Raw genomic sequence first — 24,771 nt, 5'->3', positions numbered from 1 at the left:
GGTTACTTTTGCGTACGTTCGAAGCGACGTAGTTGTTGGTCACCACGTTGCACAGCAGTGTTTAGTGCTGTAGTCGCTGATTTACGACCCGCCCAAACCGCTTCTAGTTCTTCGTTGATGATGTCGCGAGTTTGTAGGAAGTTACCAAAGCGAATGCCTTTCGAGTTTGCCGTTGGCGGCGTTTCTGTCATTTGGATAACAGCGGTGTCTGTACCAGGGTGAGACTTGTAGAAGCCTTCTTTCTTGGTCAATTCGTAAGCGTCTTTAGTGATTGGCAGGTAGCCTGTGCCTTTGTGCCATTCTGACTGTACTTCAGGGCTAGATAGGTAAGTAAAGAATTTCGCTACGCCTTTGTACTCTTCGCTTGAGTGACCACGAAGAACCCAAAGAGATGCGCCACCGATGATGGTATTTTGTGGCGTTTTTACTAGAGTGTCGTCGTAAGGAAGCTGCGCTACACCTACGTTAATACCTTGCATGTTTTCTTGAATGCCCGCTAGACCTGCTGAAGAGCCCATGGTCATCGCACATTCGCCAGTGTAGAACAATGGCATACCGTCAGATTGGCGACCGCCGTACTTAAATACGCCTTCTTTAGACCACTTCGCCATTTGGTCGATGTGCTTAACAAATGGTTCAGTATTGAAGGTGTACTCAGTGTCAAAACCATCAAATCCATTTTGCTTAGTGGCAACAGGAACGTTGTTACGCGCACCAAAGTTTTCGATTTGAACCCATGATTGCCATGTGGTTGTGAAACCACACTTAGCGCCAGATTTCATCAGTTTCAGAGATGTTTCTTCCATCTCTTTCCATGTTTTCGGTGCTTCTTTGATGCCCGCTTTAGCAAACATGTCTTGGTTGTAGTACATCACAGGTGTTGAGCTGTTGAACGGCATGGATAACATTTTGCCATCTTTAGTGGTGTAGTACCCCGTTACTGCAGGTAGGTAGTCACTAGAGTCGAACTGCTCTTTAGTGTCTTGCATCAATTGGTAAACAGGGTAAATCGCTTGCTCAGCCCCCATCATTGTCGCAGTGCCTACTTCGAATACCTGAACGATAGCTGGCTGCTCTTTGGCGCGGAATGCTGCAATCGCGCTGGTCATTGTTTCTGCGTAGCTACCTTTAAATACCGGTTTGATTTCATACTCAGACTGGCTAGCGTTAAATTCAGTCGCAATCGTGTTAACTTTCTCACCAAGTGCACCACCCATGGCGTGCCACCATTCAACTTCTGTCTTTGCGTGAGCTTGAGCACTAAGAAGCGCTGTAGCTAGTACTGCGCCAGTGAAGCGTGTAATCGACATATTCGTTCCTTTAAATTTAAGTTTGGGTAATAAGAAATGAACTTGATGATCTATGTTCATTTGTATTCATATGTTTGTTTTTGTGTTCAAGTGAAAGTTAAGCGAGAAACATGACGTTTGGATTACAGATAAATGAACTTAATTGAACGTCTGGCTTGTATCAGTAATGACATTAATTTGTCATATTTGGCTGACATTCTTTAGGCAATTTCGGCAGATATGGAATGAGAGTGAATGTCTAGTATTTTGCAGGCCAATGGTGTTTTAAAAACCAACGCTATTTTAAAAACTATGGCGCATCGTGGTGTTTCAAACCAAGCGCCAGAGAATACGCTAGCAGCGTTTATACTTGCGGTAGATGCAGGGTGTCAGTGGATTGAAATTGATGTGCAGTTATCCAGTGATGGCGTACCTATGGTCATCCATGATGATACCGTTAACCGATGCACTAACGGTTGTGGCAAAGTGGCAGAAATGACGTTATCACAATTGAAAAAATTGGATGCGGGTCTGTGGTTTAATGATAAATATAGGGGGGAGCCTATTCCGACCTTGTTGGAAACATTAGACTTTGTGCAGCGCACCCAAACAAAGCTGAACATTGAGCTTAAAGTGTATCCGCAAGACGATATTGCACTGTTGTGCGCTAAAGTGGCGCAAGTCATCATTGCCTCGGGTATTGCCGCAGATCAGATCTTATTTTCTAGTTTTCACACCCAAGCATTAATTGAGATGCAAGATCTATTACCACAAGTGCGCCGAGGCCAGCTATGGCAAAAAATCCCGCGTGAGGCGTTTGATATTTTACGCGAGATCAAAGCCTACAGCGTGCATTGTGATTACCGTTTTTTAAACTCAACGATAGCGCAGCAGATCAAGCAGTTTGATTATCAGTTGTATTGTTACACGCCTAATTTACCCGAGCTGGTGGATGATTATTGGCATTGGGGCGTGGATATGATGATCACAGATATTCCGCAAGCGTACGCCGCTTTAGAAAATGTTTGAACGCAATAGCATGCCCAATATTAGTCTGCGCCAACAACAAGTGATCGACCTGATCTCAGCTCAAGAATATTGCAGCATAGATGCACTATCGGAACATTTTGGCGTAACGACTCAAACGATACGTCGTGATATCAATAAACTGTGCAGTTTACGTTTAGCGCAGCGTCATCATGGCGGTGTCAGCTTACCCAGTACTTTAGTGAATCGCAGTTTTCTATCGCGAAGTACCACTAATCAAGATGAGAAACGAGCAATTGCCGCTGAGGTCGTTAAACAAATCCCCGACGGAAGTACTTTGTTTTTGGGCATTGGTACGACTATTGCTCTGATTGCCGAGCAATTGGTCAACCTAAATCAACTGCGAGTCGTCACTAATAACTTTCAAGCTGCGCATATTTTGTCACAGTACGATCACATCGAAATATGGTTAACCGGTGGCAAATTACGTACTAGCGATGGCGATATTATTGGTGATGGCGTAGGGCAATTTTTCGATAAATTCAGTGCTGATATCGGCATTATTAGTTGCGCCGCCATTTGTGAAATAGAGCAACAAAAAAACCATCAAGCCTTATGTGCACCCAGTAGTGATGAGGTTATATTTGATGAGTACGCAATGGAGCATGAGCTGGGAGAAGCACAGATCAGTCAAGCGATTCTCATCGGTTCTGAACAGAAATGGCTGGTGGCAAATTCCAGTAAATGGCATCGAAAAGCCAACGCTAAAGTGGCGAACTTAACTCAATTTGATCGAGTATTTGGAGAAAAAGCACCTAACTCGAATTGAGTCATCAAAAATCGATTGATACTACTGATAACCCCCTGATATAAAGCCATATTTACCCGCATTTTTGCTACTAAAAATGTGGGTTTCCTGCGTTTAAAACTTCGATATTTTTCCCCGCATATTGTTTTATTTTCCTATTGGTTGCGGTTGGCATATATAGAGCAAACAAGCATAAATAAAAGTCCATTCATACCTTGTGGTTATTACTATATGTAGAAATTATGTAAAAAAATGTTTGTAACAAAAGGTGAAAATCACGTACATTATGTGAATAGAAATGATTATCAAACGCAACCGCATTAACATCAGGTAAGGGATTTACAACATTATGCAACAGAAACCTATTTTTTCAGCTGTGGCCGCAATGGCTTTATTGAGCAGTCCATTGTCAGCAAAAGAAGTGACAGAGCAACAAGTTGTTACTCATTATGCGGATGTAGCGCACTCGGTTTATTTTGATTCATTGGCAACGGCGAAAATTCTAAATAATAGCATTGAGCAATTTATTGCTAAGCCATCAGAGGCCAGTTTTAAGCAAGTAAAACAAGCCTGGCTAAATGCGCGAGTGCCATACCAACAATCAGAAGTATTCCGTTTTGGTAATCCGGTAGTGGATGATTGGGAAGGGCAACTTAATGCATGGCCGCTAGATGAAGGCTTAATTGATTACGTTGCTGCTGGCTACCAATTTGAAATGGGCAACGATGGCGCAACGGCAAATATCGTGGCGAACAGTGAGCTGATTATTGGTAATACAAAGGTGGATACGGCAACCATCACTCCACAATTAATCGCCAGTCTTAACGAGCTTGGCGGATCGGAGGCAAACGTGGCTTCGGGCTATCACGCCATTGAGTTTTTATTGTGGGGCCAAGATTTAAACGGCACTAACAGTGGTGCGGGTGAACGTAGTTATACCGATTATGTGGTGGGTGAGGGCTGTACAAACAATAACTGTGACCGTCGCGGGCAGTACTTGCAAGCAACGGCGCAACTATTGGTTGAAGATTTACAATGGATGGAAAAGCAGTGGTCTGCGGATAGCAAAGACAATTATCGCCAAACCTTGCTTAGTGAGCCATCTGAAAACGGTTTACGCCGAATGCTGTTTGGCATGGGGTCGCTTTCTTTAGGTGAGTTAGCGGGAGAAAGAATGAAAGTGGCATTAGAAGCAGGTTCAACAGAAGATGAACACGACTGTTTTTCTGATAACACGCACAACTCTCATTACTACAACGAGCAAGGGATCTATAACGTATATACGGGCACTTACACTCGTAGCGACGGTAAAAAAATTGCAGGACCAAGTATTGCCGATTTGGTGAAACAAAAAGATGCCAAAGCAGCGCAGCAGATCCAGCAACAGTTTGATACCTCCATTGCCCAAGTGGGTAAGCTGGTGGATTCTGCCGAAAATAAAGGTCAGCACTTTGATCAACTGATTGCATCTAACAACAAAGCGGGTCAACAGCTTGTGCAAGACACGATTCAATCTCTGGTTGAGCAAACCAAAGCTATTGAAAAAAGCGCCACTATCATTGGCATTACGAGTTTGAATCCAGATACAGCTGATCATCAGTTTTAAGTAAAAGGAAAATAAAAGGAGGCGAATGCTCGCCTCCTTTTGCCGTTTTTCACGTTTGTGTTTGTAAAAATCGATAATGGAATATCATGTTTAAAAGCTTTCGTCGTATTTTGGTTGTTATTAGTTGTTTCGCTAGCTTATTTATCTTTACCTTTGGCGCTGCGGCCTATGATGTACGATCCGGTGGCGCTACTACCGTCAAAAAAGAAGGAGCGAATGCTTTTTCTTTACCTGCCGCTAATTTGCCTATCTCTAAGCGTCTTGATTTTAGTGTCGGCAACAGTTTTTTTCGTAATCCTTGGATTCCGGCTCCCGCCACAACCGAAGCCCGTGATGGTTTAGGGCCGCTTTTTAATACGAACGGCTGTCAAAATTGTCATGTTAAAGATGGCCGAGGACACCCGCCAGAAGAAAACGATTTACATGCGGTTTCTATGCTCATCAGGCTGAGTATTCCTGCGGTAACCGATAAGCAAAAACAGCTATTGCTGACTCAAGGTTCAATTCCAGAGCCAACTTATGGCGGTCAGCTGCAAGACTTTGCGGTAACCGGTCATCCTGCTGAAGGTAAAATTAACATACATTATCAAACTCAAGCAGTGAGCTTTGCCGATGGCACAGTAGTGAATTTGCGTAAGCCAACAGTCTCGATTTCCAACCTAAATTATGGCCCTATGGCAAAGGACACTATGTTGTCAGCGCGCGTTGCGCCGCCAATGATAGGGTTAGGTTTGCTCGAAGCGATTCCTGAATCGACCATTCTTGCTTGGCAAGATATTAATGATGAGGATGGTGATGGTATTTCAGGTAAAGCCAATCAGGTATGGAGTGTAGAACAGCAACAAACTGTATTAGGTCGCTTTGGTTGGAAGGCGGGACAGCCCAGTTTAATGCAGCAAAATGCCGCCGCTTTTAATGGCGATCTGGGCATTACTAGTCGACTTTTTCCCAGCGAAAACTGCACCGCAAAGCAATCTATTTGTAATGAACTGCCTAATGGCAATGGTAATAGCGGTGAGTTTGAAGTCAGCGATAAAATTCTCGATTTTGTGGAGTTCTATTCTCAGCATCTTGCCGTGCCATCGCGTCGAAATTTAGACAGCTTGCAAGTTCAAGAAGGTGAGGCGTTGTTTGCTAAAGCAGGCTGTGACTCTTGCCATAAACCGAGCGTGATTACCGCCGATGTCCCAGAACTTCCTGCGTTATCAAAGCAGCGTATTAGCCCGTACACCGATTTATTGTTGCACGATATGGGCGAAGGATTAGCGGATAACCGAGGCGAATTTACAGCCAATGGTCAAGAGTGGCGTACGCCACCTTTGTGGGGAATTGGTTATACCCAAGAGGTTAATGGACACACTTATTTCTTACATGATGGCCGAGCACGAAATCTACTAGAGGCGGTGCTGTGGCATGGCGGCGAAGCAAAGTCGGCTCAGCAATATGTATTGAATTTAGATAAGCCGCAAAGAGATGCGTTATTGGCGTTTTTAAATTCGCTGTAACGGATAAGTGGTAATGCAGTAAGGAACACTTCAATGACATTATTTTCATACAAACACCTGCTTTATATGACGCCACTGCTGTGGGGGTGTCAAATGATGCCCAACTCAGTACAAAGCCCAGTAGAAAAATTGGCAGATACGAACTGGGATTCAAAAAATGCTGTGTATGAGATAGAAAAAGCATCAGCCGCTAAGTTTCATCGCAATACGCAACGGTTATCGCAGGCTCTGACTGATTACTGTATAGCGGAGCAAGATTCAAAGGCTGAAGTGAAACAGGCTTGGTCAACCGTCATGCATTCTTGGATGGCACTGCAAGGGCAAGAGCGCGGTCCGCAACAAGCGTTGGATTTAAACTGGAATATTCAGTTTTGGCCGGATAAGAAAAATACCCTTGGCCGAAAAATGTCTGAACTGCTCGGAGATTCCCAAACGTGGGATAGCAAAGGGATTGCAAAACAAAGCGTGACAGTACAAGGGGTAGGCGCCATTGAATGGTTACTCTATGATGAGGCCTCTGATTTGGCGACAAACTCGACTACGTGTCAAACCGCCATCGCCATTGGGCAAACTTTGCAAAGTCATGCATTGGCGATAAATGAGGCTTGGCAAAGCAATCCTTGGCTTGAACTAAGCGCGCAGCAATGGCGCTCTGAATATGTATCACTATTGTCCAATCAACTTGATTATTCGATGAAAAAACTGAGCCGACCTTTGGCTAAAATTGGTCAGCCTAAGCCCTATTTTGCGGAATCTTGGCGGGCGAAACAGTCGATGACTCAGCTTAAATACAATTTTCAAGCACTGCAAAAGCTGTATTTGGCTGATGGACATGGCTTAGATAAGATACTTCGCGACAACGGCAGTACGCAGGTTGCCGACAGTATTGGTCAGCAGTTTTCTAATGTGCTTGCGAGTTGGCCGCAACAGCAAAGCGTGTTTGATTTATTGCAAACTAAACAGGGCTATCGGGTCGTTCTCAATCAATACCATAAATTGGAACACTTAAAATATCTATTGGATGAAAACGCTGCGGTAGAGCTCGGCATTGTTATAGGATTTAACGCAACCGATGGCGATTAATGACTCACGCCGCACTTTGCTCAAAGGATTACTCTGCGCAGGAGTGACGCCCTATTTTGCTTCTGGCTGCTCATCAGCAGGCAGTTCAACAGCAGGTAACGCAACAGCATCTAAGCCTACTTTTATTGGTTGCGCGACTAACCATCGTAATCATTTTATGGCGGTGATCGCCGATCAGTATGGGCAACCGATTCATCAATTCCCCCTTGCTGAGCGTGGGCATGGTAGTGCGGTTAGCACAGTGCGCCAACACGTGACGGTGTTTGCAAGGCGCCCAGGACAGTATTTTCAGGTATACAACTACCTAACTGGCAAGAGCATTCAGTTAAAATTAGCCTCTAGAAATCGTTATTTTTATGGGCATGGCGTTTATTCTAGTGACTCTCGCTGGTTATACACCACTGAAGGAGAAGTGGGCAGCAGTCGGGGGATCATTGGTGTGTATGATACGGAGCACGCATATCAGAAAGTGGCCGAATTTAATGGCTTTGGTATTGGGCCACACGAAATTATACGACTAGATCATGATGTATTGGCTATGGCTGTAGGCGGCATTCAAACCGATGGGCGAGAGCCGATAAATCTCGCTAATATGCAGCCATCTTTGTGTTATTTATCATCGCAGGGCGAACTAATGGATCAGGTGTATTTGGCTGATCAGCAATTAAGTATTCGCCACCTAAGTAAGGGTAAAAATGCACTGTATTGCGCCCTGCAAAATAAAGGTGATCTTAGCGAACATCCGGCTCTTATTTATGGGCACTCTTTGCGCAAAGGTAATGCACAAAAAAGTGCGGTTAAACTGACACCGTTACAGGCTGAGCCGGAGCAGTGGGCAAGGTTTCATAATTATATAGGCAGCATTAGTACCACCGAGCAATGGGTTATTGCAACATCGCCCATAGGTAATTGTTACGGCATTTGGTCACAACAAAGCGGTCAATTATTAGAATTGTCCAGTTTACCTGACGCCTCTGGGGTGACCGCCAACCACAATTCATTTGCGATAAGCTCAGGCTCAGGCTCTGTCATTTTAGAGCGAGCAAATGATGGGGAAAGACAACGGAATCAGTCGGTTACACCATTGTTTTGGGATAATCATTGGAGTCGAATATAATTTGCTAAGTATTGTGCTTTCTATACTTTTCTAGTTGTACCACTGTTTACATACCATAAAATAGAGACATTAAAAAGGAACACCTAATAAGTTATCGTCTTCTTTGATGTTCCAAAACGCCCTAAAATAGAAAACTCACACTTTTATTCTGTTTGTTGGAATAGTGATTCAGTTCGTTGGTGTGATGAAATTAAAGCGCACGGGCGAATAAAGAGAATTGAATTAGGGAAGAATGTGAATAAAAATAATACGATAAAAGTTGTAACTGCCGTCGCGCTATGTGCTTCATTTTCTGTTTATGCACAAACATCAAGTAGTGTTAGAACCATAGGCCACAGTATGACAGATCATGAAAAAATGATTCAGTTGGGTGTTGGTCTTGGGCACTCATCTTATTCGGATGGCTTTGCATTAAATGTTTATGCACAGCGCAATACCCGAAACAGCATTGGATGGCGTGGACAGCTAGGTTTTAGCGGAGGTGTTGAAGATACAAAAAACTACAGTGATGTGATGAGTAAGCCTTATGGTTGGCACACACGCACACCTGAGAATGATGTAAACAGTGCAATTACTTTTTCCGTAGCGCCAACTTATACCTTAGATACCTCTCAACCCATTAGTGTATGGGTAGGGCCTGAGTATGCATATACTAAAAAATATCTCTCTTATCATTCTGATTATTCGATGGGTGATTATTTCCTAGAGGGTGAAACTCATTCATTGTTTGGGGTTGCCGCTGGTATTAACGCTACCACATCAAGTGGTTGGAACCTTGGTATCGCTTATTCCTCAACAACGAAAGCTGTATTTAGTGATATAGGTACCACCTTCTAATTGCCAGATAGGTTATTAGTTTTCGGTTCATTGATATCAACAAGTACCAATAAAAACCTCATAGAGTATTCGATACTGTATGAGGTTTTTTCGTTAGATCGACCTCAAGTTACGGCAATAATACCGCTCAAATTTACACTGTTCTTTTGTATAGCCTGCTTGGTGAAAATAAACCTACTTTTAGCCCGCAGTAAGCTAAAAATAGACAATAATTTATAGCTTATTGTTTGATTCATTCTGTATCTTATTGAACTAAATAGCGTTTTTTCTGTGTGATCTCTATTGCATTTATTTACATTTTGTTACGTTTTTATTGTTGAACATGACTTGGTTAAAAGTTTTTGCACTCTGTGTAGGAGTATAAAGCGGGGGTCGATAACATTTGTATTAAAATATGATTAGCACCGTGCAGAGCAATAAAACAAGATGTTTATCATATGGTTATCGTGTCTTTATAATGTATTAAGGATAATAATCATGAGTTATAAAACAAAAGTAAGATATATTACCGTTGCGGTTGCTGCCGCACTGTCCCTATCTGTAATGTCTACCGCAAATGCTGCTTCAGTTAATATTAACAACGCAAGCTTTGAAAGTGGCTTCTCTCACTGGAGTGATACGGATCCATCGGCAATTTCTGGAGATGCGCACAGTGGTAAAAAATCAGCTAAAATTACGGGCTCTCACGGTATGTTTCAGCAAAAAGTCACTGTGCAGCGAAATCAAAATTATGAGCTGACTGCGTACATTCAAGGCGATGGTGAAGTGGGTGTTATTGTCAACGGACACCATTATGCAGGCACTAGCAGTAGTCACCACGATTATAAAAAAGTGACTGTGCCGTTTAATTCTGGTTCAGCAAATAATATAACTGTCTTCGGTGCGTATCATAATGATGAAGGCCGCTTTGATGATTTTAGTATTACAGAAGTAAGCACTTCAACTGCGCCTCAACACTCTACTCAGCAGCCTAGTCAACAAAAAACAACCCCTTCTTCTCAACATGCGCATCACAATACTCACTCTCAGCAACAGCAGTTATTGCTGATCCAATCGGCGATGGATGACGGTAGCAATGATGGTCACTCTCCGAAAAATACCATTGACGGTGATACTTCTGGAGATTCTCGCTGGTCATCTGAGGGGGTAGGCAAGAGCATTACTTATGATCTAGGTCAGCAAGAACAAGTACAAAAAGTGGCGATTAAATGGTTTAAAGGCGACTCACGTAGCTCTTATTTCCATATTGATACTTCTACAGACAATCACCATTGGACTCCAGTGCTTGAAGGTGGCATGTCATCCGGTGATAACTCAGGTTATGAGAATGTGGATGTTGATGATAGCAACGCCCGCTACGTACGTATTACTGGTGAAGGTAACTCTGATAGCTCAGAATGGAACTCAATTGTTGAGACCAAAATCTATGGCGTAGAGACTCATGCGGTATCAGCGCCACAGCAGCATGTGGATAATTCGATTGCCGCGTCATTGCTGACGCCAGCCAACACCATTAAGCAAGCAAGCCACAATCACGTCCAGCAAACACATCAATCGCAACCAGCACAACACGCGAGCCATAGCGTAGCGGCAGGTAATGCTCAGTACCCATCTGATCTTATGGGTAATTACAAACAATGGAAAATCACCTTCCCAACAGGCGCTGAACAGAAACAGCTATACCATGTGACCAATGAGTATTTCCACGTCAATGATCAAGGTAATGGTATCGTGTTTAAGGCGCCAATCCGTCACAACAACGGTACAACACCGAATACACACAACATCCGTTCTGAACTAAGAGAACGTACAGTAGATGGTAGCTCAGATATTTTCTGGACTACGGAAGGTACTCATGTTGTCTATTCAAAACAAGCTATTACCCACTTACCGATAGTGAAAAATGAGCTAGTCGCAACCCAAATTCATGGTGACAAAACCGCTGGTATCGATGATGCCATGGTCATGCGTCTTGAAGGTCAGCACCTATTCTTATCTTTCAACGGCGGTAAATTGCATCATGACGTCACCATTGAAAACAATTACAAACTAGGTACTGAACAAGAAGTTATCTTTAAAGTGGTTGATGGTAAACACTACGTCTACTACAGCGAAGATGGCAACTTGCAACAAGCCTACGAAAATGGCAACGCCGATAAATACTTAGTGAAAGACGGCGCAAACGACTACGTGATGAACCGTAGCTACAAAGATGCCTATTTCAAAATCGGTAACTACACCCAATCCAATGCAAAATCTGAAGGGGACTACACCGACAACCCTAAAGACTATGGTGAAGTAGTCGTCTACGACTTCTGGGCAAGCCACGAATAATCCAACTCTTTAAAATCAAAGGCTGGCACTATTGTCAGCCTTCTTAACCTCAATTGCGGGGTCAGGTCTTGAAATTTGCACGGCACGATGAATCAGAGAGGGGGTCAGGTCTTGAAATTTGCATGGCACTATCAATCACAGGGTTTATTAGAAAACAGTTCACACAGATCGCTGATAGAAAATATTTGAATTGGGCGGGAAGAAGGGAGAAGTAAGGTGAATGATTAACATCCACCTTTCGATAGAAGATTATTTATTAGAAGCGGTAACCAACACCTGCGTATAGGGTTGCGATAGACCAGTTGTAGTTGTCTTCGATAAATGCACCTTGAGAGCCCTCTAGCTCAACATTGGCAATATCGCCTTCAACACCTGTTCTAAATAATACGTTGCCATGGTTTTCGCCAAGATCTAAAGCATATTCAACACCGGCACCAATATGGATACCGCCATGTCCATTAATGTCTTTGAATGACGAGTTGCCAGCATCTTCAACGCCAAAATCAATATAAGAAATACCAATTTTTGCAAATGGACGTAAGCCATTGTGGAATGAGTAACCTAAGTTAGCCGATACTGAGAAAGACTCAGGAGCAAAAACTTGGCTCGAACCAGTACTTACACCCGCTGATTTTTGGTTAAGATTAATACGGCCGTAGTCCATGTAAGTCGCTTCAACGCCCACAATACGGTTAATTTGGTAACCCATGCTATAGGTTTTAGTAGACCCTTTGGTTTCTAGCTCAGAATCAAAAGATGGCTGACTAATATTTACGTTGTCATTAAAATCATCAGTATAACCCCCGTCATCAATACCCGTAGTACCTACAGCACCTAACACGTAAAAGCCAGAAGGATCAGAGCTTGCAAAAGCTGAAGATGAAAGTAGCGCAATGCCACATAAAGCAACTAAATTATATTTTTTCACATTCAATCCAAATAGAGAGTAACAATTTCATGCAACGTATCATATTCGATATTACTGTGTGTGAGTGCAGTGTAAGCATTATTCCCATTAATCCATACATAGAAAACAGGCTGTCGAAATAAATGGTCTGATATTGGTTTTTTAGTTATTAAGCGTTTGATGCGGGGTCAGGTCTTGAAATTTGCACTTAAACCACAGTGCAAATTTAAGACCTGATATTTTTTATCGCTTGGTTCTAAGCCGCTTGTTGGTCAAGTCTACCGCTAAATCGAGTAAGCGCTAACGCAACAAGTACAACTAAAGCGCCAATCCAAGGAGTGTTCATTAATCCAGATTGATCAACAATCAAACCTCCGCCCCATGCACCTAGTGCGATACCAACATTAAAGGCTGCAATATTAAGACCTGAAGCGACATCAACCGCATCTGGAGTATATTTTTCTGCTAACTTCACGGCATAGACTTGTAAACCAGGGACGTTACCAAAGGCAAAGGCGCCCCAAATTAAGATGGTGATTACCGCAGTAATTGGGTTAATCGCAGTAAAACTAAATGCAATCAATACAATAGCCAAGCCTGAGAAAATAACAGTCAGAGCTTTAATGGGTCCCATCTTATCTGACATCTTGCCACCCCAGATGTTACCAATCGCCACCGATACGCCGTATACCAGCATGATTAAGCTAATAGCTTTTGAGTGAAACCCTGATACTTGCTCTAGGATTGGTGCTAAAAAAGTAAACGCTGTAAATGTGCCGCCATACCCAAGAGCAGTAATTGCGTAAACAAGTAACAAACGCGGTTGTGTTAACACAGTGAGTTGTGCAGAAAGTTTGGCGATAGAAGGTTGTTTCAGATTGTTTGGAACTAAAAACGCACTACTGACTAGCGCAATCACCCCTAACAAAGCAACAGTTAAAAAGGTTGCCTGCCAGCCAAAAGCTTGCCCAATATAAGTACCTAGTGGCACGCCAGTTACTAAAGCTACGGTTAAACCAGTAAACATAATTGCGATGGCACTTGCCGCTTTTTCTTTAGGTACCAAGCTAGTCGCAATAGTAGAGCCGATAGAGAAAAATACGCCATGAGCCAAGCCGGTAAGAATACGCGCAAGGATTAAGGTGCTGTAGGTTGGTGCTTGCCAAGCCAGTAAGTTACCAACGACAAATAAAGACATAACAAAAAGCAGTACATGCTTGCGGTTCCACTTACCCGTTAATGCGGTAAGTACTGGAGCGCCAATGGCAACACCTAGTGCATAAAGGCTGACTAGCAGTCCTGCTGATGGTAATGACACATGCAAATCGGCGGCCATAGTAGGGATAAGTCCTACTATGACAAATTCGGTGGTTCCAATGGCAAAGGCGCTAAGCGTCAATGCAAATAGTGCTAAAGGCATAATCGTTCCCATTAGTTAGTGATTGTGTGTTTAGGGTCGACATTCATTTGGGTCGGCCTTGTTTCGATGGGGAGGATTATGTCGGAATTGATAATTGTGAAAAACAGTGCCTTTAACAAATAACTTTTGCTATAAATAACAGTAATAGAATAATGCTTGAGGATACCGAATGCTGACTCGTTCCGATGATTTAGACATTTTATTAGCTGTTGTGGATTGTGGGGGCTTCTCAGCTGCGGCACTAGCGCTAGATATTCAGGTGGCAAGAGTATCAAGAGCGGTAAATAAAATAGAGACGCAGCTTAATGTCACTATTTTGCATCGCACTACACGACGAGTTGAGCTCACAGATGAAGGTCGTCAATTTATTGATGCAATACGTGCGGGCCTAACACAAATTCAGCAAGCCGAAGAAGAGATTATTTTGCGAGGTGAATTACCAAAAGGACGTTTGCGCGTAGACGCAGCGAGTCCCTTTGTTTTCCATCAATTGATCCCTTTGATCAAGCCTTTCAAGCAAGCTTATCCGGATATAAAACTAGAATTAACCGCAAATGAAGGGATAGTTGATTTACTAGAAAAGAAAACTGATCTTGCCATTCGTATCGGTCAACTCAGTGATTCCACGCTTCACGCCCGAGCGCTAGGTAAAAGCCAATTATTTATCGTAGCATCACCAGAATATCTATCAAAACGAGGCATGCCTACAACAGTGAGCGAACTGCCGAGCTTCGATATTATCGGATTCTCAGGAGTAAAATCATTAAATGATTGGCCTCTGAAAGGATTTCAACCACTTGAACCTTGTTTAACCTCTAGCAATGGCGAAACTGTTCGACAATTGGTATTGGCTGGTAATGGTATTGCCTGTTTGTCTGGGTTTATGGTCAAAAAGGATCTTCAAGAAGGTCGACTAGTACAACTGTTAGAATCAGAGACACTTACCGATACCGCAAGAGAGCAAATCAGTGCCGTATTCTACAAATCCTCCTCTGTTTCCAAACGAATATCTGCGTTTATCGACTTTATCCAACCTAAACTGATGCTCTAGCGGGGTCAGGTCTTGAAATTTGCAGGTTACTTTGCCACTTGAACTTTGGTGTTTAGTGTAGTTTCTGTCATATTTTTTATTACTTAGTTCCACTTTGTCAGAGGTGATTATTGTAATTTGTTAACTATACAGGTGCATATCTGGATAGTCTTATTATATTAATAATGATTATTTAATCTGATTTATTGTTGTGACCACTTATTTATAATTAATGTTAATTACATTGTGTGATTTGTTTTATATGAATAACCAAATAAAAAAATAATAGAACATTAGTAACTATATATATGGAATTTAATATTTCACATATATATAGTCACTGATATTTATATTAATCAATGATATTTTTAATATTTAAACTTGATCATGGTCGTCTTTTTTTAAATTTGAAGCATGGTACTTATGAAGTTAAATAAACGGGGTCAGGTCTTGTTTTTTGCTTTATAAAACATCGATTAATGTAGATATACATTATATAAGTGATATGTAATTTAATAATACAAATAATAAAACCTAACTCCGGACCTTACATAACAATCAAATGGTCTGGATTAGAATCATGCAACAATATTTATTTAAACTGACAAATATCATTCAAAATTACCCATGGGGAAGTAAGACTTCTATCCATGAACTTTTTGGTTTTGAGAACCCTCTTCACGAGCCACAAGCGGAAATTTGGATGGGAGCCCACCCTAATGGATGCTCAAAGATAACTCAAAATGGCAAGGAGGTTTTGTTATCTTCCTTTATCGAAACCAACAAACACACCATACTTTCTCGCAATACCGCAGAGAAGTTTGGTGAGCTTCCGTATCTTTTTAAGGTGTTAGCAGCAGGAAAAGGTCTTTCGATACAAGTGCACCCAAGTAAGTCTGAAGCTGAAGCCGGTTTTGAACGAGAAAATGTACAAGGCATTGATATAAAAAGTGCAAAACGAAATTATCGAGATGCGAATCATAAGCCCGAATTGGTATATGCGTTAACTCCTTATCAAGCGATGGATGGATTTCGTGCATTTAATGAGATCATAGACTTATTTTCTGATGTAGTGACAAAGGTTTCGATGCCAAACGTGGAAGCATTACTAAATGATTTTAAAGTCAATAAAACCGCAGCTGGGATAGAAGGATTTTTCACCGGTATCTTATCGTTAGAAAGTGAAGCTAAACGCCAATCTATTGAAGCATTGATGAGCTATTGTTCTGTTCAACAGCACTCTGAGATAGAAGATGATCTTTCTGCTTTAGTGATTGAGTTATCTCAGAGCTATCCAGGAGATATTGGGTTATTTGCTCCGTTTATATTGAATGTTCTTACTCTACAACCTGGGGATGCTATGTATTTAGACGCTAGAACCCCACATGCTTATTTAAAAGGGACAGCATTAGAAATTATGGCTAATTCTGATAATGTTCTTCGTGCGGGTTTAACGCCTAAAAATATAGATATACAAGAGCTTGCACGTTGTACCTTATTTGAAGAAAAGCCAAGAAACACCTTGTTATTAACTCCGAAACTTGAAGGTAATAAGCAAAGTTATCCCGTCCCTGTTCCCGATTTTAAATTTGATTGCTTTATTAAAGCTGAAAACGAAACTGTAAAGGTTAATAGTGCCGAAATTTTATTTGCCATTGATAGTGAGGTTTCTATCACTCATACGTCGGGTGAAATGATTACGCTACGCAAAGGTGAATCGGTATTTATCCCAGCATATACGCGATCTTACTTATTGAACTCTAAAGGCCGAATAGCCAGAGCGTTTAATTAATGTGCGGGGTCAGGTCTTGAAATTTGCATAAATGCAAAATTCAAGACCTGACCCCGAAAAAGCTTCGAGGTAGATCGTAAAATAGAGCAGTTTATTTGTCAGTTTGTGCAGTTTGATACCAGAGTATTTTTACTGTGGTGTTAGCGAGGAAAAACGGATGAGTAGACCACTTCGATTGGAATTTGCAGGAGCTTTGTACCACATCACCTCGCGGGGTGATCAAAAGCAGGTGATCTATTTTCAAGACAGTGATTTTCAGCTATTCCTTAATGTGTTAGGCGATGTTTGCGAAACTTATAATTGGGTTGTGCATGCCTATTGTCTGATGCCTAACCATTACCATTTACTGATAGAGACCCCAGAGGGGAATCTAAGTCGTGGTATGCGTCAGCTAAATGGGGTGTTCACCCAAGCTATTAATCGCAAATACGAACGAGTAGGGCATCTATTTCAAGGGCGCTATAAAGCTATTTTGGTAGAGAAAGAAAGTTATTTGACAGAGTTATGCCGTTATATCGTTCTGAACCCAGTACGGGCTGGCTTGGTAAAAGATGTGAATATGTGGCGATGGTCTAGTTGGCATAACATATTAGGCAATATCACCTCACCGAAGTGGCTATTCACTGACACCTTATTACAGCAGTTTTCTATGGAAAGAGAACACGCTATACAAGCGTATATCAAATTTGTAGCTAAGGGGAATAATGTAAAGATTTGGGAGCACTTACAGCATCAAGTTTTCTTAGGCAGTAAGACTTTTGTTGAAGAGCATCAGTATCGACTTTCGGCAAAGCAAGGCGATGTAATGGAAATACCTAGCCATCAAAGACGAGCCCCAGCTAAATCCCTAAAACAATATGATGCACGGTCGAAAAATCAAGCAGAAGCAATGTGCCAAGCCTACCATTCTGGAGCGTACACATTAAAGCAAATTGCTGAGTATTTTGGCGTGCATTACTCCACTGTTAGTCGCACCTTAGCTAAAAGCGGGGTCAGGTCTTGAAATTTGCAGGCTTACCTATTTCTGAACACTTATTTAGTGTGATTGGTATAAGTCGTCATTCTAAAAGCAAAAATTATAATTTTATGGTCAAGAATGTTGATTCACTAGGATGATAACTTTAATGACTACACTTGCTATTAGACTAAGCATTTAACAAAGTATTTTGATACCGTGCAAAATTCAAGACCTGACCCCAAAGAGCTCGGGTGTCAGGCCTCTATACATATCAAACAAATGCTAAATGCAGGGGTAGGCGTAATTTACAAAAGTCGTTTATGACTCCATGTGCAAATTTCAAGACCTGACCCCGCAAGTTCCGCAAGTTATTGGGCGCGGTCTTGTTGTTTGGCGGATAGGCTTACTTGGGTGACGCCGGGTAGGGATTGCAGGGTTTGCTGCACGTCTAGTAAGTCTTTGTCGCCGGCGTTGATAACCACCATTTTTGTGTCTGAACTGCGGTCAATGGATAGGACAAGTTGAACGTCAAGTTGTTTGACGGTATCGAACACTTCAGAAGCGTGAGCACTTTCTACGCTAACAATGATTTCACCGCTGGTTTGGAAGCTGTTGATGCTGCCTACTTCACGGATAGTATCGCCAGTATAGATATGCGAAGTTTGCTCAAAGCCCTTTGTTGTTTGGATTTCGTAGGCAGCGTGTGCAGGGCCTGCTAAGAGCGATGCAACAGCCAGCCATTTTAAATTCAACTTCATCTTAAGCTCCTTTATGTTCAGCGGTTTTTTTCGCATGACCATTTACTTGAATAGACCAACTATGAATAACGCCAGGCACTGCATTGTTTGGTGCTGTGATTTTCTTAATATTTGTATAGTCAATAGCGCTGGCGCTGACGTTTTGAGAGTAGTCCTGATCGTTGGCGTCAAAGACTCTTAGCGTCCATTTACCTTGCATATCTTCACCCCAGAAGGTGTTGATATCAAATGTGAAATCCAGTCTGTGCATTCTGTTGGCTGGGTTGGTATCAAGCAATGGAATACCATTGTATGGGTTTAGCGCAATAGCATGAGTACCACTTGGTGAAATTAACTCGACTTGTAAATCGTTAAGGCGTTCATGATCAATATCTACATGCAGTGACACCGTTTCAATGATGCCTGAATTATCAACAGTCACTGCATCCTTTATCCCTTTTGCGCTAGCTTCAGGAATGGCTTTATCTAATTTTTTAGATTCAACTTTAGGGAACAGAATATATCGACCTAGCGTGTCGGCATTGTAGGTTTTTGCCAGCGCGATAGCTTTGTCGATATCGACTAATCCGAAGCCATATTTATTGTTGAAGTTAAGTCCTGCGCCATTGGTCACCCACGCATACTGCGCAATTAAGTCGCCGTCTTTTAAAGGCAGTGTTACCGGCTTGTCTTGAGGGTCCAGTTTTTGTGCCGTACGCGCCAATATGTCACGTACATCACGCCATGACAGTGCATCATTTGCAGAAAGAATATCCGCGACAGCGCCAGATACCACAGGGGCTGCGGCTGAGGTTCCGTCCATTGAGGCGTTGTAATCACAATGTTGGTTATCAGCAGTTTGGCCTTGGTCGAACGCTTCGACGAAGGTATTAAATACATTTAAGTTTGAAAAACCTGTGTACTCATTACAACCAACGATGTCTGTAGTAATGATACGACCGTAAGGTTTTTCTCCTCCAAGACCTGAGATAAACATATTGGCTCCAGAGCCTGAATAACTGGCTTGTTTACCTTGTGCTGTTACCGAACCCACAACCGTTAGGTATGGTGAGTTTTGATAAATACTCATCATGGCTCCTCTAAAAGGAAGGCCGTGGTTGACCACTGCTGGTTCGGCTTGAGGATCGAATCCAAAGAACTCCAATGGCTTTTTATCGATAGGCTCATAGTACTTAGAGTTTATCCAAGTATAACCTTGCTCATTGTTGGCCGAAGACTTGATGTAAATAATGCCTTTGCCATTAAACCCTAACGTTGCACCTTTACGACTTATCTCTGAACGAATGGCATCGATAGCACACCAAGGGTCGCTTTCTTCTCCACAAAAGCTTAAGTTTGCCCAACTTTCATTATATACACGAGCAAGTCCATCTAGCGATGACTCATCGGCGATTGGCATACCATTTTGATCGGTTGCGGCTATTTTGGAAAAACCATGACTTCGAGCAAAATCCAAAGCGCTACCAGAGACATCAAGATAGTTAAAGCTGATGATTTTCGCTTCTGGGGCAACCCCGCGTCCGCCAATATTGTTCCATCCTTTTTCAGCGATGATCCCGGCTACTGACGTTCCATGACCACTTTTGATAGGGATATAGCTGCTGCCATTTGCTAGGTTCATAGAACCTTCACCCACATTTAAGTCAGGGTGACTCAGCTGCGCGCCATGATCGACGACAGCGACAGTAACGCCTTTACCAAGATAACCAGAAGCCACTGCGTTACTCATATGAACGTCTGTCTGGCCATCGGCGGCAAGATCATAGTCGGTATAGCTAGTTTGTCCTACGTTGTGTAGGTGCCATTGCTCTGGATACAAAGGGTCGCTATTGATTTGTATAGTGACCGTTTTTTCAACATCGTCTTCTTTGTAGACTAATTTATCACTAGATTTAGTTTCCCCTGACGCGGTTTGCGGTATGTATAGCAACGCATCATCATCTTGGCGAATAGCGCCATTTTTCACACCTTTAGTATCCACTAAAGAGAGTGTATGACCGCTGTTTTCAAAACGAACCAAACGACCTGCATCCGCGTAAACAACCTGGTTTGAGTTAGGTTGCAGTGTTTTTACTTGAAACTGTGCATCTTGCGGTACAGCGTCAAATAGTTGTTTATTGTGTGCGGTCAACTGTACATCATTTGAATCCGAGCTAGCGGTTTCACCGCCACAGCCAGACAGTAAGCCAAGACCTGCTAGGCATACAATAAAAGTGTTCTTTTTCATTAGTCTATTCCCTTAGTCAAGTTCTGGCAGAATGTTAAACAGCACTTGCTTATCGCGTTCTAGTTGCAGTTTAAGGTTTTCACTCATATGAGTATCTGGAATCGGAACCAAGCTTGGGGTATGACTCGCATTATTCAATTGCCATAGTTTTACAACAGTATTTTGGATCCTTTTTCTTAGTTTTTGAGCTAAGGCATTTTTAGGACCAATGTAGACACTTTTACCGGTATCTGGGTTGTAAACTTCGTTAGATGTCATCCAACTTGGGTCTACTGTGTACTCTTGCTTAACCGTATCGAAAGTGTAAATAGGGCTACCTTGGAACAGGCCTGAATCTTTATGTACTGACACATATTCGCGCCAGTTTTCACTGTGGCCATAAGAGCCTTGCACACCATCTTCAGTGGCTAAAAGCACTTGATTTAGTAATGCTTTCAGGTAATTAGTTCTTGAAGTCATTCCTTCTTCTGCCGCGCTAGAGTACGACAAACCAAAGTGTCTATATAAGTGCTTATTCGACTCTGACTTAGTGACAGGTTCAATGTACTTATTGGCAGGATCGTTACCTTTACCACTTAATAAGTTGTATGTCAGATATTGCTTGATGTAGTTCTCATAGTAGAAACCTGGCGCCGGAGATGAGATATACGGAGCATACGGTTGAGCGGCTACGATGGCACCTTCGTCAGTAATGTCACTATGTTGAATAATATCTTGAACACAAGTGTTATTTAGCACAGGTTCAGTGGGTATTGCTGTCGTGTAAGACAGAGGTTCTTTTGCCGTACTTGAGTGGAATTGTGCATAATCGGTGTGCATTACCGAGTTACACAAGAACATTTCAACAGTACGTCCCATTTTATGATCGTAATCCACCATCGCTAGATTAGAGAAGTGGTCCATTGAATCAAGATCAGAGGTACGCAACAGATCTTGCATTAGTTCAAGTTTAGTTGGCCATTGTGGCGCAATTTTCTTATATAGGTTTCCGTCTTGAGGGTGAATATCGCTAGGCAGATTAATGCCATTCAGCGGTGTCACTACAGACGCTGTTGGTGACGGAGTAACTTCAACTCGATAGTTTCTGGCATCAATAGGTACGGGTTGAGTCATGCTAAACGCATTGATAACCGCAGGATTATTTTCTATCAATACTTTAAACAACAACTCTTGATGCTGTTCATCTGTAAAGTTCTTATGCAGATCATTTGATGATGTCATTGGTGACTTGCTCCCATCATAAGAGATGTGCAAGTCCGTTACTGCGTTATACAGGTCATTTAAATTGACATCAGTTGCGTAAACAGGAGTGGATAGATTTACGCTAATACCTGGTTTTGGTCTTTGGTATATTCTTACGCGAGCGTCAACGTCATTGACGTTCAGCGCTGACAAAGAATACAACAACACCGAATCTAAACTAAATCGCAATGAGGTGCACTGCTCTAGCCCTTTAACTGAATAGGGTGATGGTTGAGAGCCAAAGTTATATGGGCAAGTTTGGTCATTTAAATAATCGTCCGCATCATAAACACCCGCTGAGTTGGCTGCGCGTGCAATGTTATGACGAATTTTAATCAAGGCACTCGTAGAGGTGTAGTAGTCGCCGTTATCAAATATTTTACCGAGAGCAGAGAGATCGGATAGACCGTTTCCGCCGACACTTTGATTATAAAAAGAGACATAAACACCATCTAATAATTGGCGACTGATACTTTTGAATGTATCCGCGCCCCCTGGGTTCATTGCTGAAGACTCAAGAGCAACGTCTGATTTATTACAGTAGAAATCCGTTTCGATATCTGAATCACTACAGAACTGATAGCGAACAGTATCCATCTTATAGGATTTTTCTAAAGTAGAGATAGTACCATTGCCTAAGGTTGGGGTAGTCGGCTGCTCTTTTTTCCATGAGCCTAGAATACTGTTATCTCGAGTCTTAACACTTATCCAAGGTCCATCAGCATCAAAGATAGTGTCATCTGACATCTTAGGTTGTATTTCACGAGCATAACCAAAACGCAGTGCGGCTAAATCGTAAGCGCCATAAATATTATTATAGAAGCTTGAATCTGCCATGTACTCCATTACTGAACTATAACTGGTAATGATTTGCATGGATTTATCGCCAGCTACACCTAACGCTTTATCAATTTTTGGTTGTACTTTTTTGTAGAATGGCGAATTTTTGGTGAAGTGATGCGCAAGATCTACACTAGAACGGAAGTTATGACGAAGACCGAATGAGTGGCCCAGTTCGTGAGTTAAAATAGCTGAGTAGAAACCATTGCCGGTAATTTCCTGCATAAGCAATTGATTTTTTGGAGATAACTCAGAGAAGCTCAACATGTCAGAATGTCTTGGTTCACCGGTCCATAAATCAGGGTCATCCCAAATCGTTGAGTCTGGCCCATAAATTGGAGATAAGTTTTCTGTCCAGAACGTTTGGATATATGGCGGTAATTGATCCCCTGAAACTTCAGGTGTTTTAGGTATCGGTGGTACCTTCATAGATGTAGATGCATGGACACCGTTGTCTATATCATAAGTGCCTACACCTACCCTTTTGTTCGCCCCAAACGTCTCTAAGCCATGCAGGGCATTATAGTATTGGGTTGATTTAGCCAGATTTGAACGTTCAGCATCAGATAGCGCTTCATCATCACTGGATGTGTTATACGCGGTATCATCTGCGGTTGCAGTGGATTGTGACGTGCTAGTATCACTCGCATTCATATCACCGCTAGTAAGTTTTGCACTGATTTCATCGGCATTGAGTTTGCCGTCTAAATATTTAAACGTATCACGAATAGTGTCATAACGACCTTCTGTGCCCGTTGAGCGAGACATTGGTAGGTTCATCACAATATGGCTTGCTACGATTTCACCGGTTTGGGTATCAGTAATAGACTCTGTTAGCCCGCTGTAATTAAAGTTATCAGCGAAGTTATCTAGCGTGATATAGCTATAGCGCAAGTCACCGAATCTTTTATCCCCTTGTTTTTTAAGAACAATAGTCGGAACGCCCGTTTTCGCTTCTTTAAGCTCAATGTTAATGGCTTTGATGGCATTCTTAGCCGAATCTAAATACGGTTTGTTCTCTGGAAGATAATAATTATTGTCTAAATAATAAGTGATGTTTTCTCTGTTTGGATTCCAGCGATATAGATAGTCATGGTAACGATGACCATTTTGTACTTTGCTTCTATCTCGAAGCGAAATATACGCTAAATTTTCTGTTTCACTGTCAAAAAAGCCAAATCGAGCAAAGTCTTCATGGCTATACGGAACAGGGGTGTACTCTTTTTTACTCAGATTATCTTTAGCAACAATCGAGTAAAATTCATGGGTAGCGAAGCTGTTTGAGCTTGTGCCTGTGCCTGATTCACTACCGGCAATATTGCGATAAACAACCTGACAAGAGTTACTGTTACTTAGCGTATAGCGTTTTTGCAGTTCAAAGTTGATGATGCCATTTTTTAGGTCAATCTCAGAACCGTTCCAACTACCATCGTGCACTAAGGTTGCGCCACCTTGCTGCTGCATACAGTTGTTAAACTGTTGACCGATACCTTCCTCACCATCTGAGAATTGCTCAACATTGGCGAGATCTGGAATGAAGTAACGTTTTTTATCCCATGACACATCAGCATCGGAATTAACGGTTTCTTTGTTGATACATTTGTCGTAGCTGTCTTCCTGACATTTATAGTCGATATAGCTACCCGGTATAAACAACACCATCGGCCAATTAGTAATATTACTTTGGTTGTCACTCGTATAAATATCACGAGGAAGCGCTCTCACTTCTATACCATCTGAGACTAGGTTAATTTTTACCGATGCATGACGACGAATATCGTAGGCAACCGCATTATTCAGAAAAGACGGTAATTGAGTGACGGTATGGCTATATATGAATTTAGTGTCATTTAAGCTGCTAATGTCAGATGTTGTCATCTGATTAATATCTTTAGCTACTTCTTTATATTCTTCATCTTTCGGGCCGCATCCCACTATTGCTAGTGAACACAACAAAGACACTACAGTTCCTTTGTAGCCCATACTATTCCAGTTTTTATTCATTTATCTATTACTACTATGCCGATGAAT

General features: G+C 42.0%; 17 protein-coding genes. 11 read left to right on the top strand and 6 right to left on the bottom strand.

From position 1 onward, the window contains the following. Nucleotides 1-2: 2 nt before the first annotated feature. Nucleotides 3-1,310: a sn-glycerol-3-phosphate ABC transporter substrate-binding protein UgpB gene (ugpB, locus tag VHA01S_RS02895; RefSeq protein ID WP_023402849.1), complete on the bottom strand. Its 1,308-nt coding sequence runs from the start codon at nucleotides 1,308-1,310 to the stop codon at nucleotides 3-5. A gap of 234 nt (nucleotides 1,311-1,544) precedes the next feature. On the opposite strand from ugpB, the gene VHA01S_RS02890 reads away from it, so the two are divergent. From VHA01S_RS02890 to VHA01S_RS18740, 8 genes are all read left to right on the top strand, one after another. Further along, nucleotides 1,545-2,318 carry a glycerophosphoryl diester phosphodiesterase gene (locus tag VHA01S_RS02890; RefSeq protein WP_023402848.1) on the top strand — a complete coding sequence of 258 codons (774 nt, stop codon included), beginning with the start codon at nucleotides 1,545-1,547 and terminating at the stop codon, nucleotides 2,316-2,318. Nucleotides 2,319-2,328: 10 nt separating this feature from the next. Next, entirely contained in the window at nucleotides 2,329-3,105 is a 777-nt protein-coding gene (locus VHA01S_RS02885) for a DeoR/GlpR family DNA-binding transcription regulator (RefSeq protein WP_039970067.1), read from the top strand. Between the two features lie 364 nt (nucleotides 3,106-3,469). After that, nucleotides 3,470-4,690 carry an imelysin family protein gene (locus tag VHA01S_RS02880; RefSeq protein ID WP_240432757.1) on the top strand — a complete coding sequence of 407 codons (1,221 nt, stop codon included), beginning with the start codon at nucleotides 3,470-3,472 and terminating at the stop codon, nucleotides 4,688-4,690. A gap of 86 nt (nucleotides 4,691-4,776) precedes the next feature. Then, nucleotides 4,777-6,195 (top strand): di-heme oxidoreductase family protein, encoded by a 1,419-nt coding sequence (locus tag VHA01S_RS02875; protein ID WP_023402845.1) that lies wholly within the window; start codon nucleotides 4,777-4,779, stop codon nucleotides 6,193-6,195. Between the two features lie 33 nt (nucleotides 6,196-6,228). Next, nucleotides 6,229-7,278, top strand: a complete 1,050-nt coding sequence (locus tag VHA01S_RS02870) for an imelysin family protein (protein ID WP_023402844.1) — start codon at nucleotides 6,229-6,231, stop codon at nucleotides 7,276-7,278. Then, complete coding sequence (locus VHA01S_RS02865) at nucleotides 7,268-8,395, top strand: DUF1513 domain-containing protein (protein WP_023402843.1); 1,128 nt, start codon at nucleotides 7,268-7,270, stop codon at nucleotides 8,393-8,395. Before VHA01S_RS02870 ends, VHA01S_RS02865 begins: the two co-directional genes overlap by 11 nt. 234 nt (nucleotides 8,396-8,629) lie before the next feature. Then, complete coding sequence (locus VHA01S_RS02860) at nucleotides 8,630-9,232, top strand: hypothetical protein (RefSeq protein ID WP_119006033.1); 603 nt, start codon at nucleotides 8,630-8,632, stop codon at nucleotides 9,230-9,232. A gap of 477 nt (nucleotides 9,233-9,709) precedes the next feature. Further along, complete coding sequence (locus tag VHA01S_RS18740) at nucleotides 9,710-11,566, top strand: polysaccharide lyase family 7 protein (protein WP_023402841.1); 1,857 nt, start codon at nucleotides 9,710-9,712, stop codon at nucleotides 11,564-11,566. A gap of 256 nt (nucleotides 11,567-11,822) precedes the next feature. Here VHA01S_RS18740 and VHA01S_RS02850 read toward each other — a convergent pair whose 3' ends face one another. Then, on the bottom strand, nucleotides 11,823-12,494 hold the full coding sequence (locus VHA01S_RS02850; protein WP_023402840.1) for an outer membrane protein: 672 nt from the start codon (nucleotides 12,492-12,494) through the stop codon (nucleotides 11,823-11,825). A 235-nt stretch (nucleotides 12,495-12,729) separates the two neighbouring features. Then, nucleotides 12,730-13,893: an MFS transporter gene (locus VHA01S_RS02845; RefSeq protein ID WP_023402839.1), complete on the bottom strand. Its 1,164-nt coding sequence runs from the start codon at nucleotides 13,891-13,893 to the stop codon at nucleotides 12,730-12,732. 169 nt (nucleotides 13,894-14,062) lie between these two features. Here VHA01S_RS02845 and VHA01S_RS02840 point away from each other — a divergent pair, with 169 nt between their 5' ends. The 3 genes from VHA01S_RS02840 to VHA01S_RS02830 all read left to right on the top strand — a co-directional run bounded on the left by VHA01S_RS02840 (nucleotide 14,063) and on the right by VHA01S_RS02830 (nucleotide 17,718). After that, nucleotides 14,063-14,944 carry a LysR family transcriptional regulator gene (locus VHA01S_RS02840; protein ID WP_023402838.1) on the top strand — a complete coding sequence of 294 codons (882 nt, stop codon included), beginning with the start codon at nucleotides 14,063-14,065 and terminating at the stop codon, nucleotides 14,942-14,944. A gap of 559 nt (nucleotides 14,945-15,503) precedes the next feature. After that, nucleotides 15,504-16,715, top strand: a complete 1,212-nt coding sequence (gene manA, locus VHA01S_RS02835) for a mannose-6-phosphate isomerase, class I (RefSeq protein ID WP_119006032.1) — start codon at nucleotides 15,504-15,506, stop codon at nucleotides 16,713-16,715. Between the two features lie 157 nt (nucleotides 16,716-16,872). After that, nucleotides 16,873-17,718: an REP-associated tyrosine transposase gene (locus tag VHA01S_RS02830; protein WP_039970033.1), complete on the top strand. Its 846-nt coding sequence runs from the start codon at nucleotides 16,873-16,875 to the stop codon at nucleotides 17,716-17,718. 323 nt (nucleotides 17,719-18,041) lie between these two features. On the opposite strand, the gene VHA01S_RS02825 is transcribed toward VHA01S_RS02830, so the two are convergent. From VHA01S_RS02825 to VHA01S_RS02815, 3 genes are read right to left on the bottom strand one after another with little or no spacing between them, the layout of a single operon-like run. Further along, complete coding sequence (locus VHA01S_RS02825) at nucleotides 18,042-18,431, bottom strand: hypothetical protein (protein WP_023402835.1); 390 nt, start codon at nucleotides 18,429-18,431, stop codon at nucleotides 18,042-18,044. Nucleotide 18,432: 1 nt separating this feature from the next. After that, complete coding sequence (locus VHA01S_RS02820) at nucleotides 18,433-20,658, bottom strand: S8 family serine peptidase (RefSeq protein ID WP_023402834.1); 2,226 nt, start codon at nucleotides 20,656-20,658, stop codon at nucleotides 18,433-18,435. A 12-nt stretch (nucleotides 20,659-20,670) separates the two neighbouring features. Then, complete coding sequence (locus VHA01S_RS02815) at nucleotides 20,671-24,744, bottom strand: zinc metalloprotease (protein WP_023402833.1); 4,074 nt, start codon at nucleotides 24,742-24,744, stop codon at nucleotides 20,671-20,673. Nucleotides 24,745-24,771 lie beyond the last annotated feature (27 nt).

This window comes from Vibrio halioticoli NBRC 102217, assembly GCF_000496695.1.
Classification (GTDB): domain Bacteria; phylum Pseudomonadota; class Gammaproteobacteria; order Enterobacterales; family Vibrionaceae; genus Vibrio; species Vibrio halioticoli.
Note: the sequence above shows the minus strand (reverse complement) of the source record. Positions and strands in the feature narration are given on the sequence as shown.